The sequence below is a fragment of the Yoonia sp. 67-2 genome (assembly GCF_035117555.1).
Classification (GTDB): Bacteria; Pseudomonadota; Alphaproteobacteria; order Rhodobacterales; family Rhodobacteraceae; genus Yoonia.
This window is the reverse complement of the sequence record NZ_JAYKPK010000009.1, coordinates 48,700-64,299: the sequence shown is the minus strand read 5'-3', so window position 1 is coordinate 64,299 and position 15,600 is coordinate 48,700. Positions and strand designations below refer to the sequence as shown.

Sequence of the window (15,600 nt, the reverse complement as noted above, 5' to 3'; positions counted from 1 at the left end):
ATTGTTCCCCTCAGAAAGCCTGCCTGATGTTGCGTTGCCTCTGCGCCTTTGCCCTGATCTGGCCGCTGGTTTTTGGCCCTCTGATGGCGCAGGATCAGCCCGACACGACTTTGCAAAGTGTTCTGCAAACTTTGCAGAATGATGTTACAAACCCGTCGCGATCCACTGTGAACGATGTGCTGGCCGCGCTGATTGCTGCGGATGCGCCCAATACCGTGCCCTTTCTGCTGGCATGGTCTGACCGCAATGTCGTGCAGCGGCCCTCTGACGGCGCGTTTTTCTTTACGCAAGAGGCGGATGGCAATGTCACGCTGATCGATATCGACACCGGGGCCGAGGTCGCCACCGTCAGCACCCGCGATGTCACGCAGATCCGCCCGAATGCCGGGGTGCAGCGTGAAATCGGCGCGGCTTTGGTCGCGTTTGAACTGACCCATCCTGAGGCCGACCGCCGGATTGCCGCGTTGGATTCCGCCGCGCGCAGCCCGGACCCGGATCAATTGCCTGCGATCCGCGCAGCGCGTGCAGAGGAAGAGGTGCCCGCGATTGCCGCCCGCATGGACCGGCTGATTGCTTTGCTGGTCGCGCGCTATGATCAGGACAGTGCCACGCGAGTTGCGGCCATCGATGCCCTGCGCGGCGATGTCAGCACGCCGGCGCGTTCTGTGCTGAACCAGCTTTTGCAGACCCGCGCCGAATTTGCCGACAGCTTGCCTGACGATGTGAACATCGCCCGGATCAAGACACTGGGCGAGGATATGGCCCTGACCGCCGCCTATGACGTGCTGGTCGCGGCAAACCTTGCGCCACCCGCACCGGGGCGCAATGCGATCCGTGACGCTTTGCGCGGCAATATCGTCGATGGCGCGGTCGGCGGCGTGCCAATCCATGATCTGGACAATGATGCTAGCCGCATCCGGGCCTATCAGGCGCTGGAAGATGCAGGCACCGTCCCGCCCTTGGTGACAGAAGCTGATATGGCCGATGCCGTATCGCAATATGTCTTCTTCGATACATATCTGGAACCTGATGCCACGGTGACCGATGCAGTGCGTGCCGCGCAGAGCAGCACGACAACCAAGGTCGCCTTGTTCCAGTTTCTGAGCCTGAGCTTTGATGCCCTGTCGCTGGCCTCGATCTTTTTCCTTGCCGCGATTGGCCTTGCGATCACCTTTGGCGTGATGCGCGTCATCAATATGGCGCATGGTGAATTCATCATGATGGGCGCCTATACCGGCTATGTCGTCCAGACGATCATCCCCAATTATACCGCATCGCTTGCCGTCGCCCTGCCTTTGGCCTTTGCCGTGACCTTTCTGGCGGGTGTGGTGATGGAACGGCTGGTGATCCGGCATCTTTACACACGACCATTGGAAACCCTGCTGGCCACTTTCGGCATCTCGATCGCCTTGCAGCAACTGGCCAAGAATATCTTTGGCACACAGGCCCGCCCGCTGACCGCACCCGATTGGCTGGCGGGGGCTATTCAGGTCAATGATCTGGTGTCCGTCGCCGCCGTGCGTGTCGGGATTTTCGTGATGGCAGGGATGTTTCTGCTGCTCTTGCTCTACATCCTCAACCGCACAAGGTTGGGGCTAGAGGTGCGCGCCGTCACCCAGAACCCCGGCATGGCGGCCAGCATGGGGATCAACCCCGACCGGATCAATATGCTGACCTTTGGTCTGGGGTCGGGCATCGCCGGTGTGGCGGGTGTCGCCATCGGGCTGGTCGCACAGGTCACGTCAGAGATGGGGGCCAATTACATCGTGCAAAGCTTCATGACCGTTGTCGTCGGCGGTGTCGGGTCGGTGTTTGGCACTTTGGCCGGTGCCGCGCTGATCGGGGCGCTGCAAAAGGGGATCGAATGGTTCAACCCGGCCAATACGCTGGCGGCGCAGACCTTCATGGTGCTGTTCATCATCCTGTTCATTCAATTCCGGCCCAAGGGCATTGTCGCCCTCAAAGGCCGCGCGGCGGGGGATTGACGCCATGACCACCATGACCACGCAACACACCACCACGCCGCGCCGCAGCTTTCTGCGCGATAACCCATCCGTTCTGTGGTTCATCGGCCTTCTGGGCCTGTTCACCCTGATCGTGACATTGCTGTCCGAAGGCTTGGGAAGCGGGCTGATGTCCACCAGCATGATCAAAGTGCTGGGCATGACTTTGTGCCTGTGTCTGATCGCCATCGCGATGGATGTGGTCTGGGGTTATTGCGGTATCCTGAGCCTTGGGCATTTCGCGTTTTTCGGCCTTGGCGGTTACGCCATCGGCATGTGGCTGATGTACGCGCGGACCGAAATCGTGATCCGCGATTCATTGGGGCGCGGTGCGATTCCGCCCACGGAACAAGAGGTGTCCGAAGGTGTCGCCAGCCAGATCTTCGGGGTAGTGGGCAGTTCTGACCTGCCGCTGATCTGGACCTTCGCCGGATCGCTGCCCGCACAACTGGCGCTGGTCGTGCTGGTGCCGGGGCTGCTGGCGCTGGTGTTCGGCTGGCTGGCGTTCCGCAGCCGTGTGACGGGCGTCTATCTGTCGATCCTGACTCAGGCGATGACGCTCGCACTGTCGCTCTATCTGTTCCAGAACGACACCGGTTTGCGCGGCAATAACGGTCTGTCGGGTTTGCAGAATATCCCCGGTGCGCTGGATGTGCCGCAGGCGGTGATCTCGGTCTGGTTCTTCTGGGCCTCGGCGCTGGCGCTGGGCCTTGGCTATCTGTTGTTTGCCTGGGTCGTGTCGGGCAAGTTCGGCTCCGTCATCCGCGCGATCCGCGACAACGAGGCGCGGGTGCGGTTTCTGGGCTATAACGTCGAAGGCTATAAGCTCTTCGTCTTCACCTTGACTGCTGTTGTCGCGGGGATCGCAGGCGCGCTTTATTACCCGCAGGCGGGGATCATAAACCCGGCAGAGATTGCGCCGATTGCCTCGATCTATCTGGCGGTCTGGGTCGCGATCGGGGGCAGGGGGCGGCTTTATGGCGCGGTGATCGGCGCGGCGTTTGTGTCGCTGCTGTCCAGCTGGCTGACCGGCGGCGGCGCGCCGAATGTCGATCTGGGCCTGTTCCGTATCGTCTGGACCGATTGGTGGCTGGTGCTGCTTGGCCTCGGGTTTGTCGCCGTCACGCTGTTTTTTCCCAAAGGCATCGGCGGGCTGTTTGATTATCTGGTGAGGAAGCAACCATGACATTGTTGGAAGTATCCGGCGTATCCGTTACCTTTGACGGGTTCCGCGCGATCAATAACCTGTCGATTGCGATTGGCGAGCCGGAATTGCGCGCCGTGATCGGGCCGAATGGCGCGGGCAAAACAACGTTCATGGATATCGTCACCGGCAAGACAAGGCCGGATGAAGGCAAGGTGTTATGGGGTGAATTATCGGTCGATCTGGTCCGCATGTCCGAAAGCCAGATCGCCAAGGCGGGCATCGGGCGCAAGTTCCAGAAACCCACCGTGTTCGAGGATCAGACCGTGCGCGCCAATCTGGCGATGGCGCTGAAAAACAAGCGCGGGCCGTTTGCGGTGCTGGCGTGGAAAGCCACCGCTGCCGACAATGCGCGTATCGTGGAATTGGCGGATGAGGTCGGGCTGACCGAACGGCTGGAACACCGGGCGGGCGATCTGAGCCATGGCCAGAAACAATGGCTCGAAATCGGGATGTTGCTGGCGCAGGACCCGCGGCTGCTGCTGGTCGATGAACCGGCAGCGGGGATGACCCCGGCAGAGCGGGAACATACGACCGATCTGCTGAAACGTGCGGCAAAGACACGTGCGGTGGTGGTGATTGAACATGACATGGAATTCATCCGCCGTCTGGATTGCCGGGTCACGGTGCTGCACGAAGGATCAGTGCTGGCCGAAGGATCGCTGGATCACGTCACCAAGAACCAGCAGGTCATCGATGTTTATCTGGGGCGCTGAAGCATGTTGAACGTGGACAATCTGACCCTGCATTACGGAGCCTCGCAGATTCTGTGGGGCGTGTCGCTGAACGCGCAGGCGGGGGCCGTGACGGCGGTGATGGGCACCAATGGCGTGGGGAAAACCAGCCTGTTGCGCGCCATCGCGGGGCGGCATCCCTATTCGGGTGGGACGATCACATTGGACGGGCAGGTGCTGGATCATCCGAAAGCGGCGCAGGCGGCGCAGGCAGGCATCGCCTATGTCCCGCAAGGGCGCGAGGTGTTTCCGTTGCTGACGGTGACCGAAAACCTGCAAACCGGTTTCGCCTGCTTGCCACGGGCGGAGCATCAAATCCCCGGTCGGATTTATGAATTGTTTCCAGTTTTGCAACAAATGAAAGACCGGCGCGGCGGCGATCTGTCGGGTGGGCAGCAACAGCAACTGGCGATCGCGCGGGCCTTGATCGCGCGGCCCAAGGTTTTGCTGCTGGATGAGCCGACCGAAGGCATCCAGCCTAATATCATCAAACAGATCGGCAAAGTGATCGAATTGCTGCGCGATGAAGGCGAAATCGCCATCGTGCTCGTCGAACAATATTTCGATTTTGCCTACAGCCTCGCCGATCAGTTCTGCGTGCTGAACCGGGGCGAGGTGGTGCTGGCTGAACCCGCCGCTGCCGTCAGCCGCGACGAGATTCTGCGCCGCGTTTCGATCTGACGATATCTCTGAAAACCCGCGATTGTTTCACCATCCTGTTACAATCGGCCGTTATCCGGCGTCTCACAGGACTGTGAGCAGGCTGTTCGCGCCGCGTATCGGTCTGAAATTCAAACAAAAAGGGTTTTCTTGTATGAAACGCACCTATCTGACAGCCACAGCGCTGACGCTGAGCATGGTCGCGCCAATGGCGCAGGCACAGACACAGATCGATTGGTGGCATGCCATGGGTGGCGAGCTGGGCGAATTGCTCGGCGCGATTGCTGCTGATTTCAACGCCGGTCAGGATGAATTCGAAATCGTCCCGAGCTTTCGCGGCACCTATGCCGAAGCGATGACCGGTGCGATTGCTGCCTTCCGCGCGAATGAGCAGCCACATATCCTGCAGGTTTTCGAAGTCGGCACCGGCACCATGATGGGTGCTGAAGGCGCGATCTATCCGATCTATGAATTGATGGCCGACAATGACGTGCCCTTCGACCCAAGCGCCTATCTGGACACGATCGTCAGCTACTACACCGATCCCGAAGGCAATATGCTGTCCTTCCCGTTCAACTCTTCCACACCGATCATGTATTACAACCGCGACATCTTTGAGGCCGCTGGTCTGGACGCAGACACACCGCCCGCCACATGGGCCGAGATGGAAGCAGCTTCCTTGCAGATCATCGAATCCGGTGCTGCCCCTTGTGGTTTCACCACATCCTGGCCTGCTTGGCTGATGCTGGAAAACTTCACCGCATGGCACAATGTGCCGATGTCGACCCAGTCGAACGGCTTTGAAGGGTTTGATGCGGAATTCGTGTTCAACACCGAACTGGTATCGACCCATTGGGACAATCTGAAAGCCTGGCAAGATGCCGGTGCATTCCGTTGGGGTGGCCCTGGACCCGGCCCCGATGCCGCACCTTTGTTCTATGCGGGTGAATGCGCGATGTTCTTCGGCTCTTCCGCCAGCCGTGTGGGCGTGCTGAACAATTCCGAATTCGAGGTCGGTTTCGGCATGCAGCCTTATTACGACACTGTCGAAGGCGCACCACAGAACACCATCATCGGCGGCGCGACCCTTTGGGTGCTGACCGGCCATGACGAGGCAGAATATCAGGGCGTCGCCCAATTCTTTGAATATCTGTCGCAGCCAGAAGTGCAGGCGAAATGGCATCAGGACACCGGCTATCTGCCGATCACGCAGGCCGCCTACGACCTGACCGCTGAGCAGGGTTACTACGATGAAAATCCCGGTTCGGAAATCGCGATCAGCCAGATGACGCTGAACGCGCCGACCCCGAATTCCAGCGGCATCCGTTTCGGCAATTACGTGCAGATCCGCGACATCGTTTCTGAAGAGATGGAATCGGTCATGTCCGGTGCCAAGACAGGTCAGGAAGCCACCGATTCCGCCGTCAGCCGTGGCAATGCGCTGCTGCGCGAATTCGAAGCCTCGATGAACTAAGCGACCACTTTAGCCTGACCCACCTCCGTGATTGCGGGGGTGGGTTTTGTCGTTTTTACACTTGGCTGGACAGGCACAATGCAGACCAAACGTTCGACCTTTAACAACAGCTGGCTGCCCTATGCGCTGCTGGCCCCGCAGATCATCATCACGCTGATCTTTTTCGTCTGGCCTGCTGGTCAGGCCTTGCTGCAATCCTTCTACCGTCAGGGTGATGCCTTTGGTGTGCGCCCGCCGACCTTTGTCTGGTTCAACAATTTCGCGCAATTGTTCGACGATACGATCTATCTCAGCTCGCTGAAGGTGACGCTCTATTTCTCGGTCGGGACCACGGTGCTGTCGATGGGTCTGGCGCTGCTGTTTGCGGTGATGGTCAATCGGATGATCCGCTCCAAGGACACTTACACGACCTTTCTGGTCTGGCCCTATGCTATCGCGCCCGCGATTGCGGGTGTGCTGTGGTGGTTCATCTTCAACCCCAGTATCGGCATTCTGCCCTATATATTGGAAGGTGTCGGCTATGATTGGAACCACCGGTCGAGCAGCAATGACGCGATGATCCTTGTGATTGTGGCGGCGGCATGGAAACAGATTTCCTATAATTTCCTGTTCTTTCTGGCCGGTCTGCAATCGATCCCGCAATCGCTGATCGAGGCGGCGGCCATTGATGGCGCAAGCCGGTTCAAAAGGTTCTGGACAATCGTGTTCCCATTGCTGTCGCCGGTCACGTTTTTCCTGCTGGTGGTCAATATTGTTTATGCGATGTTTGACACATTCGGCGTCATCCACGCCACTACCGAGGGCGGCCCGGCGCAGGCCACGAATATCCTTGTCTATAAGGTGTTCCGCGATGGTTTCGTCAACCTGAATATGGGGTCATCGGCGGCGCAATCGGTGATCCTGATGGGGATCGTGATCGTCCTGACCGTCATCCAGTTCCGCTATATTGAGCGGCGCGTGAATTATTAAAGGATCAGAGATATGGTTGAAAATGACCGTTGGGGCAATCTGTTTGCCCATATTGTGTTGATCCTTGGCGTCGCCTTGGTGATTTTCCCGGTCTATGTGGCCGTCATCGCCTCGACCCATCCGCCGGGAACATTCGTGCGCGGGGTGATGCCGCTGTTGCCGGGGCCGAATGCGCTGGAAAACTACCGCACGGTGATTTTCGAAGGAAGGTCCAATGCCGGCACGCCGCCGATTGGCGGGATGCTGTGGAATAGTTTCGTGATGGCGATGGCGATCACCATCGGCAAATTGTCGATCTCGGTCCTGTCGGCCTTTGCCATCGTCTATTTCCGCTTTCCGTTCCGGATGTTCTTTTTCTGGGTCATCTTCCTGACCCTGATGCTACCGGTCGAAGTGCGGATCGTGCCGACCTTTCAGGTCGTGGCCGATCTGGGGATGCTGAACAGTTTCGCAGGCCTGTCGATCCCGCTGATCGCCTCGGCCACAGCGACCTTCCTGTTCCGGCAATTCTTCATGACCGTGCCAGAAGAATTGATGGAAGCGGCCCGCGTCGATGGCGCAGGCCCGATGAAATTCTTTAAGGATATCCTGCTGCCCTTGTCGGTCACCAACATCGCGGCCCTGTTCGTGATCATGTTCATCTATGGCTGGAACCAATATCTGTGGCCGCTGCTGATCACCACGGACCCGAAATATTACACCATCGTCATGGGTATCCAGCGGATGGTGACCGGCGGCGATGCAGAGCCTTTATGGCATCTGGTGATGGCCACCGTGGTGTTGGCGGCGCTGCCGCCGATCCTTGTGATTTTATTCATGCAAAGGCTTTTCGTTAAAGGCCTGACAGAGACGGAGAAGTAGAAAATGGCGACGATTGTGATGGATGACCTGCACAAGATCTATGCAGGCGGCGTCAAAGCGGTCACAGGCATCAGCCTTGATATCGCCGATGGCGAGATGATCGTCCTGGTCGGGCCGTCTGGCTGCGGCAAATCCACCTTGCTGCGCATGGTGGCGGGGTTGGAAACGATTTCCGGCGGCACGCTGAAAATCGGCGACAGGGAAGTGAACAATCTGGAACCGGCAGAGCGTGATATCGCGATGGTGTTCCAGAATTACGCGCTTTATCCGCATATGACGGTGTTTAACAATCTGGCTTACGGGCTGCGCAACCGCAAATTCCCCAAAGACGAGATTGACCGCCGCGTCCGCGAAGCCGCCGAAATGCTGGAGATTGCGCAATTTCTGGACCGCAAACCGCGCAACCTGTCGGGTGGGCAGCGCCAGCGGGTCGCGATGGGCCGTGCCTTGGTGCGGGAACCGGCGGCGTTTTTGTTCGATGAACCGTTGTCGAACCTTGATGCGAAACTGCGGGTCCAGATGCGGGTCGAGATCCGGCAATTGCAGAAACGGCTGAAGACGACATCGCTTTATGTCACCCATGATCAGCTAGAGGCGCTGACCATGGCTGACCGGCTGGTCGTCCTGAACGGTGGCAAGATCGAACAGGTCGGCACCCCGATGGAAGTGTTCAGCAAACCCGCGACGGTCTTTGTCGCAGGGTTCATCGGATCGCCAGCGATGAATATGATCGACGCCAGCTATCTGCGCGAAACGGGTGCGGCGGCGGGGCTGGAGAACCTGCCGCATGGCACTGATCTGATTGGTGTCCGCCCGGATGATCTGTTGCTGGTCAAACCCGATGCGCCGCATCTGACGCTGACCGGGAATGTGGTTCTGCTGGAACCGGCAGGGGCTGAAAGTCATATCTACGTCACGCTGGCGGGCAATACCCAGCCCATTACGGTGCGGGTGCAAGGGCTGCCTACGGTGCTGGAAGGCGCGCAGGTTAGCATGTATGTGCCCTTAGCGTCGCTGCACCCGTTTGATGCAAAGACGGGGTTGCGGGTGGCGTGATCAGATGGCGCGCAGATGCCTGGCATCCACAGAAACGCGGGTCTGTGCGCCCATCACATCCATCAACAGCCAGACCCGCCGGTCTGGTGCTATGCTGTCGATAGTGGCAACAACATCGGCGAATGGTCCATGGGAGAGTGTTACGTGATCACCCGGCAGGTGGCGCTCTGCGCTATCAGGATCATCGCGCTGCATTAACGCGGCGACCAGACCACGAGGCACTTGCGTCGGCGCTTTTCCCAAGCTGACCAGCCGGGAGATGCCATTGGTGAATTCACCGCTCGCCACTTGCCAGCGCCGACATCAAGCGCGACGAAAAGATAGCCGGGAAATAATGGCCGCAATTTTGTGACGAACCTGTTGCGGACCCGCATCGTTTCCTCGCGGATTGGTAGGAATGTCGTAAACCCTTGGCGTGTGAGATTGCGTTCGGCAACCGCATGGCTGTTGGGCTTGCACTGCGCCAGAAACCAATTTTCCATGTCGTTCTGAGAGGTCATGTCGGCTCTTTTTGACTGCTTGCAATACTCGCTCAATTTTGAACGAAATTAAGGCTCAGCGCAACCTTCAGTATAATGATACATGAACCCGCCTGTTTGTCGTGTGGTGATGATGCTGGTCCGTATGTTCCATGATTGGTCAGCGGCGATCCTGTTGCTGAGGCCATGGGTTGTATCCATCGGCAATGCGAATGGCATCCACAGTGTGCAATTGGGCCTGATGATGGTCATCAACCTCTCAATCAGGCTTTATACCTCGCGGGTGGGGACAATGTTTTTCATCTCGGCGGCCATTGCACACTGCAGTACTAGCCAGACGACACTCGCCTTGCAGCCCATGTACTTAGTAGCTTTAGCTGTGCTGGCGACCGATTAGTGCTCGGCAGGCAAAGGGCGGCCCGCTGATAAGAGCGCAAAGCTGGGCGTATCCAACGTTATTCCGCAGGTGCCATGGCGCTTTGCTGTTTGCAGGCGGATTTTCGTTGGAATGCCTTTAAGAGTGGGAATGCCGATACGTAAGACAAGAAAAAGAGAACACTGAAACCAATCACGGCAAGGATAGCTGCACGAGGATGATCCCACAGAACAACCCCTGCAACAGCCGGGGCGGCCACGAATGGTGTCAACACGACCGTGCTTAATGGGTTTGCAACTTGCCGCATGCCACGACCTAAAACGTGGATTTCGAGAGCGCGCATCACAAGCTGATGCACATGCAGACGATCAGGTGCCATCTTATCCGACTTCTTAGACTGGCGCCGATAAATCGCCAGGCACATATCCGCAATGGGCCAGAAAAGAGTGAGGAGCAAAGCCCATGGGGTCGCCTGTGGCACGTTGATCATGATTGCAATTGCAAACCACGACAGTACGAAACCAAGCGTATAGGCACCGGCGTCGCCGAGAAATATCTTTCCAAACGGAAAGTTGAATATCAGGAAGCCTAGGATGCAGGCGACCAGCAAGGTCGTCAGAACTACCATACTTTCGTAGCCTGCCTGCCTCGAAATTGCTGCCATTGCAATGGCAGCAACAGTCGCCGTGACGGCCGCAAGGCCATTTACACCATCGATAAGATTGAAGGCGTTGGCGACCCCAGCGGTCACGAGAAGCGTGATCGGAATGCCAACGATGCCGTAGGTCATGACCCAATCCAGAGGCGCAACTCCGAAGCGAGGTATCCAACCTCCAAACAGAAAAATCACCAAAAGGCTCGTCAGAAGTGCGGCAAGTAGACGTTTTGCCGGAGACACGCCAAAACCCAAGTCTTCTACAAGCCCGACAAAGAAAAGCAGCGCAGCGGCAGCCAGAAACAGGGCATAATTCAACGAAAGATCAGCAGGTGCGAAAAATGTGCTGAACACCAGCGCGCCAAAGACTGCGACGCCACCGACACGCGGCGTCGGGAGCTTGTGCGAGGCTTGCAGCGCTTTTAAAGCGCTGGGAGACCCTGTAAGTCGCGGAATGGAGGGCGCTAACGACACCAAGAGGAAACAAAGTGCCCCTGCCACAGACGTCAAAATAAGATGTTGCCAGTCAAAATACTGGGCACTTGATGCTATCAACGCCATTTTGTGTCTTTCAAATAAATGAGCAACGGCCCTGTCCGTCCACTCAGCCGAGTCTTCCGCCGCTCTAGCAGTTTTTTGCAGTTCACAATTTTAATCTGCTTATAGGTGAAATGCGACCAGTTTGCGACAACTCAAACCTTACCACAAAAGTTAATGTTGTGCCATGTCGTCACTGACAAAAGCCGCTTCCGCATGACGAATTATTACGATGATGCGGCATCTTTCCAACCAGCTACTATCCGAATCAATTATTGAGAGGCCTTTTCGAGCTGGGCGTGCCGAAGATCGCTGCAAAAATGGCAGGGGCTGCGTGCAGCCGTCACGTCGGATTGATTCGGATAGCCTGAGGACGCAGCATGGCGACCGGCTTCAGGCAGATTTGCTGAATGAGTCGTTGTATATGGGACGCGTCATGCGATTTCGGGTCAACTGCTCATAGTGGATTTTACGAGTACGCTGGAACAGACGTTGAAGTGCAACAATGTTGCTGAAAACTGTTTTTTTGGCAAAGTTTTGCAAAACAAAACTTGACGTGTGGTTAGTTTCATGTGACCGAAACGCTTGTGTCGTGGTGTTATTTGTGCCGGGCCGTAACAGGGTGCCGAAGATTATCGGTACCAAAAAAATTATTTTGCCGGCTTTTCCGGCGCATGTCTTTGGAGGACAGAAATGAAAACGCTTTATATTGCTATGCCCGTGGCTGCTATTGGGCTTTTGATGGGATCGGTCGCTGCATTCGCGCAGGAAACGACAGAAACACAGAGCTTCACTGCAAGCGTTCAGGGCGCCCTGCAGGGCGACACAGGCTTCCTGACCGGTGGTCAGGCGCAGGTCAATGGCGTCGGTCAGGCATCCGTCGTGCTGAGCCGTGGTGACGCCTCGATCACTGTGCTCAGCGGCGCACAGGCCGGTGTCTCTGACGGTATTCCAGAGTCGGGATCTTCGATGGTCACCACTTTCGACTTTAATCGTGATGTAAACACTGCTGCTGCGCTCGTCGGCGTCGGCAACGTGATTGCGCAGGGTGAATCGCTGGGCGGCACAGGCGTCGTGGGTACAGCTTCTGCCGATGCTTCTCGTGCAGGCACTGCGAACAATGCTGGTGTGCTGAGCTCTGGTTCTGCTTCGTCCGAAACATCGGCACAAGGGTCGCTGGTTGGTCAGTTCCAGACAATGAACACGATCCAGCTGCTCGGCCAAGGTTCGCTGTTTGCTGGCGCGCAGGCGCTTGATATCGGTGAAAACAACGCAGGTGTGTCGTTTGGTTCAACCGGTCTGGTGTCTGCTGGCGATGATGGCGTGGATCTTACCGCTACGAGCATTGAAGACTTCACCGACGGTGGCGCAGGCTTCCTCAGCACCAGCACACTGACAAATGAGACGATCGACCTGAACGTGTCGAGCGCTGGCCAGGGTTCTGTGCTGGTCACCGCATCAACCGGCGGTTTCTTCGGTCAGGGCACAACATTCGGTGCGACCGCGACACCAAGCCTGTCTCAGGTCGGTGGTTTCTTCACAACCCCGGTGCCACTGCCATAAGCTAAACTTCGTGCCTGCCCCCGGTATTGCCGGGGGCAGGCATGTTTTCCGGCGGTCCGAATTTCGCGTCCGACGTTGCTTTTTTCAAGATATTCATTAGATTAATCCGTATATTTTGTTTTGCATTTCCACAAAGACTTTGGAGGAATCCATGTACGTATTGATCAAGCGTATTTTCATCACCGGTCCGGCAATTGAAAAGACTTGGCGATATGTATTTGCCACAATGGTATCGGCAGCATTTCTGTCTGCGACGCCTGCAGCAGTGTCAGCGCAGGGGCTAGACAGTAATAATGTCCAAACTGATACCAATGTGGATCTGACCGCAAGTCCACAGAACGACGCCCGCTCGCAATCCGGCGGCAACGTGTTTGATTTCTCGAATGGCGGTGGGCGGAACACGCCACCCGGACCGAACCTGCCATCCTTCGCTGGTGGGCCCTGCATGGGGTCGTCTGGCGGTCTTTCGGCGTCGGGACCGGGTTTCGCAATCGGCGGTGGTCGGTCTTATGAAGACGAGGCCTGTCAGCGCAGGAACTGGGTGCAGACACTCGTCGGCGTGTCCCAGCATATGCCCGAGGTCGAGGCAAATGAACTGAAGCGGGTGGCGATCGCGTTGATGATGCAGGACGAATTTCTTGCACCCGCGTTTCAGGCGCTTGGTTACGATACCACCCAGCCTGGTCGTATGCAGCGTGTTGCTCAACAGCCAGCGCCGCAAGTCAGCCGTGCTGCGCCTGTGCAACCGTCAGTCACACAGGCACCCGTCCGAGCGGCCATGTCGGAAAATTGCGTGGCGGTCGTACCTGCCAATGCAACCACGCAGTTCCGTGAGCTGGTCGCAGCACGTGGATGCACGATACGCGTGCGCTGAACAGCGAATGGGGAGGCGAATGATGCTGGTTTCGACATCAAAGGGTTATCGTGTATCCCGTCAGCGGGTTGTTTCTTTACTGTTGACTGTCACTGTATCATTGCCTTGCGCGACTGTGGCAGCGGCTCAAGATGTCCAGAGCGCGACATTGCAATTTGCCGCATCTGCATCCGTGGTGGACCAGGCGCTTGAGGAGAACCGCCTGTTTGTCGACCAAGCGGTGCAAGAAAGTAGGCAGTCACTGGATAATCTGATGTTACTTGGCAATCAAGCAGGGCCCGTGTCTGGTCAGGACGCTGGGTTTCTTGGGGAGCGTTTCACGCAGATCAGGGAAAGCCAAGCGCAATTTATTGAGGAATACGCATCCCTGATGCGGCTGCGTACCGAGGCATTGTTCGACCACCTTGAAGACCGTAACGAAGATATATCCATCAATTTTTTACAAACCGGATCGCTTTACGATGGACCGCAGGTCGAATTTCCGGACCTGGTTCAAGTCGATCCCATTTTCATCGTGCCGCAGCCAGTATTTTTTCCTGGTTTTGTGACGCCACTTGGCGGATTTTTTGCACAAATCGACACCCAACCCTGAACGTCGGGCCGTATTATTGCCAGTTGGCGTCTATTAAAACAGGAGCAGATTGTGATCACTCGCTTTGTATTTTCCATGGCCGCATCGGCTGTATTATTGTCTGCCTGCGAGACCCAGACCAATGATTCAATGACGGACCCGACATTCGTTCTTAACCAAGGTGTGACCGTACCGGCCGGTGTGCCGTGTCAGCGTATTCAAGAGCGTTATCGCTCGTCAGTGTCTGGCTGCGAAACCGTTATTCGGGACCCCGCACAAGTCGGGCGCATGTCACAGGATCTGATCGATCTGAACGAACGGTTCAATCGCGAAGTTCCGACTGTGACGAATTTCGATTTTGACCGCGACGAACTGCGTCCCGATGCGCGCGCGATCTTGGATCAGCAGGCTGCGTGGATTGCAATGTATCCCGAGCTGCACTTTTCGGCATTTGGGCATACCGATCTTGTGGGATCGCTTGATTATAACTTTGACCTTGCCAAGCGCCGGGCCGATGCCGTTGTGAATTACCTGATCGCCAGAGGTATCGGAGCCGAACGGCTGGAAAGCGTTGTTTCCTTCGGTAAGACGCAGCCTGTCATCCAAACCGATTTGCCTGAAGAGCGTAACCGTCGGGTCGTCACGGAAGTGAGCGGATATTTGGTCCTCAAGCAGGTGTCGTTGGTCCCTGTTTCCTGCAATGTGATCGATGTCTCTTTCGCTGCCAGCTATCCGCAATGTATTGATTCCGTTTCGTCGCCACCAGTGGTGATACCCGCGCCTGAGCCAGCAGAGCCCGTGGTTGTTGGGGTCGGTTATGACAACGATTCAGGCGACTCACGTGGTGGGGCCTCAATCTCTGATGACGGGCGAGGCAACCGTATTGCTGAGGCCTCTGGTGAAACCGGGCCTGTGGAGGCGCCACGCACGACGACCGAAGCACGGTCTGAGACGAGTACTGAGGCGCCTTCGACGGTGTCAGCTGGCGCGACAGGTCGCGCAGGCAGTGTTGGGGTGTCGGCAACCGTCAGCGATGATGGCACGATTGATCCGCGCAGTGTGACGTTCGGCAATTGATGATGTATCAGCTTTCCACCAATCTATTCGCTATCAAGACAAAGCGAGCAGCAGGACTGCTCGCCATCTTGGTACTATCTGCATGCGCACCTGCATCAAACCTGATCGATGTCAGCGGACAGGATGTTCCGACAGCTGTCTTTGTCTTCTTCGATGCAGGTTCTGCTACACCGCAGGCAGAATCGGACATTGCGATCAATGAGGCAGCAGCTTTTCTTGTGCAATATGACAACACTTTCGCCCGGATTATCGGCCATGTGGCACCGGATGAGGCTTTGTCACCAGATGCGAATCAGCGTCTGGACACCCTGCGGTCAACGAGTGTCGGCGTGCAGTTGATGCAGTTGGGTGTGGGAGGTGATCGGATTCAGCAGGTCAGCGCAGGACGCGGTGAGAACATGTCAGCTCCGGGCGGCGATCCATCGATTGATCGTCGTGTCGACATTATTTTCGGTACAGTACCGTAAGAGTTATTTATCGCTCGGGTCCTGTTGTCGAACCATCAAG

Annotated in this window: 17 protein-coding genes; 14 read left to right on the top strand and 3 right to left on the bottom strand. The window is 56.9% G+C overall.

Features of this window, described 5'->3' with window-relative positions; genetic code table 11:
* Window positions 1–26: 26 nt before the first annotated feature.
* The 8 genes from urtB (at window position 27) to ugpC (ending at window position 8,961) form a co-directional block, all read left to right on the top strand.
* Window positions 27–1,985 carry an urea ABC transporter permease subunit UrtB gene (urtB, locus tag VOY09_RS14340; protein WP_322894698.1) on the top strand — a complete coding sequence of 653 codons (1,959 nt, stop codon included), beginning with the start codon at window positions 27–29 and terminating at the stop codon, window positions 1,983–1,985.
* A gap of 4 nt (window positions 1,986–1,989) precedes the next feature.
* Window positions 1,990–3,189 carry an urea ABC transporter permease subunit UrtC gene (urtC, locus tag VOY09_RS14335; RefSeq protein ID WP_322894699.1) on the top strand — a complete coding sequence of 400 codons (1,200 nt, stop codon included), beginning with the start codon at window positions 1,990–1,992 and terminating at the stop codon, window positions 3,187–3,189.
* On the top strand, window positions 3,186–3,923 hold the full coding sequence (urtD, locus tag VOY09_RS14330) for an urea ABC transporter ATP-binding protein UrtD (protein ID WP_322894700.1): 738 nt from the start codon (window positions 3,186–3,188) through the stop codon (window positions 3,921–3,923). Before urtC ends, urtD begins: the two co-directional genes overlap by 4 nt.
* A gap of 3 nt (window positions 3,924–3,926) precedes the next feature.
* Complete coding sequence (gene urtE, locus VOY09_RS14325; RefSeq protein WP_322894701.1) at window positions 3,927–4,622, top strand: urea ABC transporter ATP-binding subunit UrtE; 696 nt, start codon at window positions 3,927–3,929, stop codon at window positions 4,620–4,622.
* Between the two features lie 133 nt (window positions 4,623–4,755).
* Window positions 4,756–6,075, top strand: a complete 1,320-nt coding sequence (gene ugpB, locus VOY09_RS14320) for a sn-glycerol-3-phosphate ABC transporter substrate-binding protein UgpB (RefSeq protein WP_322894702.1) — start codon at window positions 4,756–4,758, stop codon at window positions 6,073–6,075.
* A gap of 78 nt (window positions 6,076–6,153) precedes the next feature.
* Window positions 6,154–7,044, top strand: a complete 891-nt coding sequence (gene ugpA, locus VOY09_RS14315; protein WP_322894703.1) for a sn-glycerol-3-phosphate ABC transporter permease UgpA — start codon at window positions 6,154–6,156, stop codon at window positions 7,042–7,044.
* 12 nt (window positions 7,045–7,056) lie between these two features.
* Window positions 7,057–7,905 (top strand): sn-glycerol-3-phosphate ABC transporter permease UgpE, encoded by an 849-nt coding sequence (gene ugpE, locus VOY09_RS14310; protein ID WP_322894704.1) that lies wholly within the window; start codon window positions 7,057–7,059, stop codon window positions 7,903–7,905.
* 3 nt (window positions 7,906–7,908) lie between these two features.
* A complete protein-coding gene (gene ugpC / locus VOY09_RS14305) occupies window positions 7,909–8,961 on the top strand; it encodes a sn-glycerol-3-phosphate ABC transporter ATP-binding protein UgpC (protein ID WP_322894705.1) in 1,053 nt (350 codons plus the stop codon).
* Here ugpC and nusG read toward each other — a convergent pair whose 3' ends face one another.
* Together nusG and VOY09_RS14295 are read right to left on the bottom strand one after the other, a co-directional pair.
* Window positions 8,962–9,249, bottom strand: a complete 288-nt coding sequence (gene nusG, locus VOY09_RS14300) for a hypothetical protein (protein WP_322894720.1) — start codon at window positions 9,247–9,249, stop codon at window positions 8,962–8,964.
* Entirely contained in the window at window positions 9,156–9,443 is a 288-nt protein-coding gene (locus VOY09_RS14295) for a transcription termination/antitermination NusG family protein (RefSeq protein ID WP_323811290.1), read from the bottom strand. The genes nusG and VOY09_RS14295 overlap by 94 nt, the downstream gene beginning before the upstream one ends.
* A gap of 100 nt (window positions 9,444–9,543) precedes the next feature.
* On the opposite strand from VOY09_RS14295, the gene VOY09_RS14290 reads away from it, so the two are divergent.
* A complete protein-coding gene (locus VOY09_RS14290; protein ID WP_322894707.1) occupies window positions 9,544–9,837 on the top strand; it encodes a TRAP transporter large permease subunit in 294 nt (97 codons plus the stop codon).
* A gap of 58 nt (window positions 9,838–9,895) precedes the next feature.
* Here the strand turns inward: VOY09_RS14290 and VOY09_RS14285 are convergent, their stop codons facing one another.
* Window positions 9,896–11,032: an MraY family glycosyltransferase gene (locus VOY09_RS14285; protein ID WP_322894708.1), complete on the bottom strand. Its 1,137-nt coding sequence runs from the start codon at window positions 11,030–11,032 to the stop codon at window positions 9,896–9,898.
* A 669-nt stretch (window positions 11,033–11,701) separates the two neighbouring features.
* On the opposite strand from VOY09_RS14285, the gene VOY09_RS14280 reads away from it, so the two are divergent.
* From VOY09_RS14280 to VOY09_RS14260, 5 genes are all read left to right on the top strand, one after another.
* Window positions 11,702–12,571: a hypothetical protein gene (locus tag VOY09_RS14280; RefSeq protein ID WP_322894709.1), complete on the top strand. Its 870-nt coding sequence runs from the start codon at window positions 11,702–11,704 to the stop codon at window positions 12,569–12,571.
* A gap of 313 nt (window positions 12,572–12,884) precedes the next feature.
* Window positions 12,885–13,445, top strand: coding sequence for a hypothetical protein (locus VOY09_RS14275; RefSeq protein ID WP_322894710.1), 561 nt, complete (start codon window positions 12,885–12,887; stop codon window positions 13,443–13,445).
* A gap of 19 nt (window positions 13,446–13,464) precedes the next feature.
* Entirely contained in the window at window positions 13,465–14,037 is a 573-nt protein-coding gene (locus VOY09_RS14270; RefSeq protein ID WP_322894711.1) for a hypothetical protein, read from the top strand.
* Window positions 14,038–14,088: 51 nt separating this feature from the next.
* Window positions 14,089–15,093, top strand: a complete 1,005-nt coding sequence (locus VOY09_RS14265) for an OmpA family protein (protein ID WP_322894712.1) — start codon at window positions 14,089–14,091, stop codon at window positions 15,091–15,093.
* A gap of 2 nt (window positions 15,094–15,095) precedes the next feature.
* Window positions 15,096–15,560 (top strand): OmpA family protein, encoded by a 465-nt coding sequence (locus VOY09_RS14260; protein WP_322894713.1) that lies wholly within the window; start codon window positions 15,096–15,098, stop codon window positions 15,558–15,560.
* Window positions 15,561–15,600 lie beyond the last annotated feature (40 nt).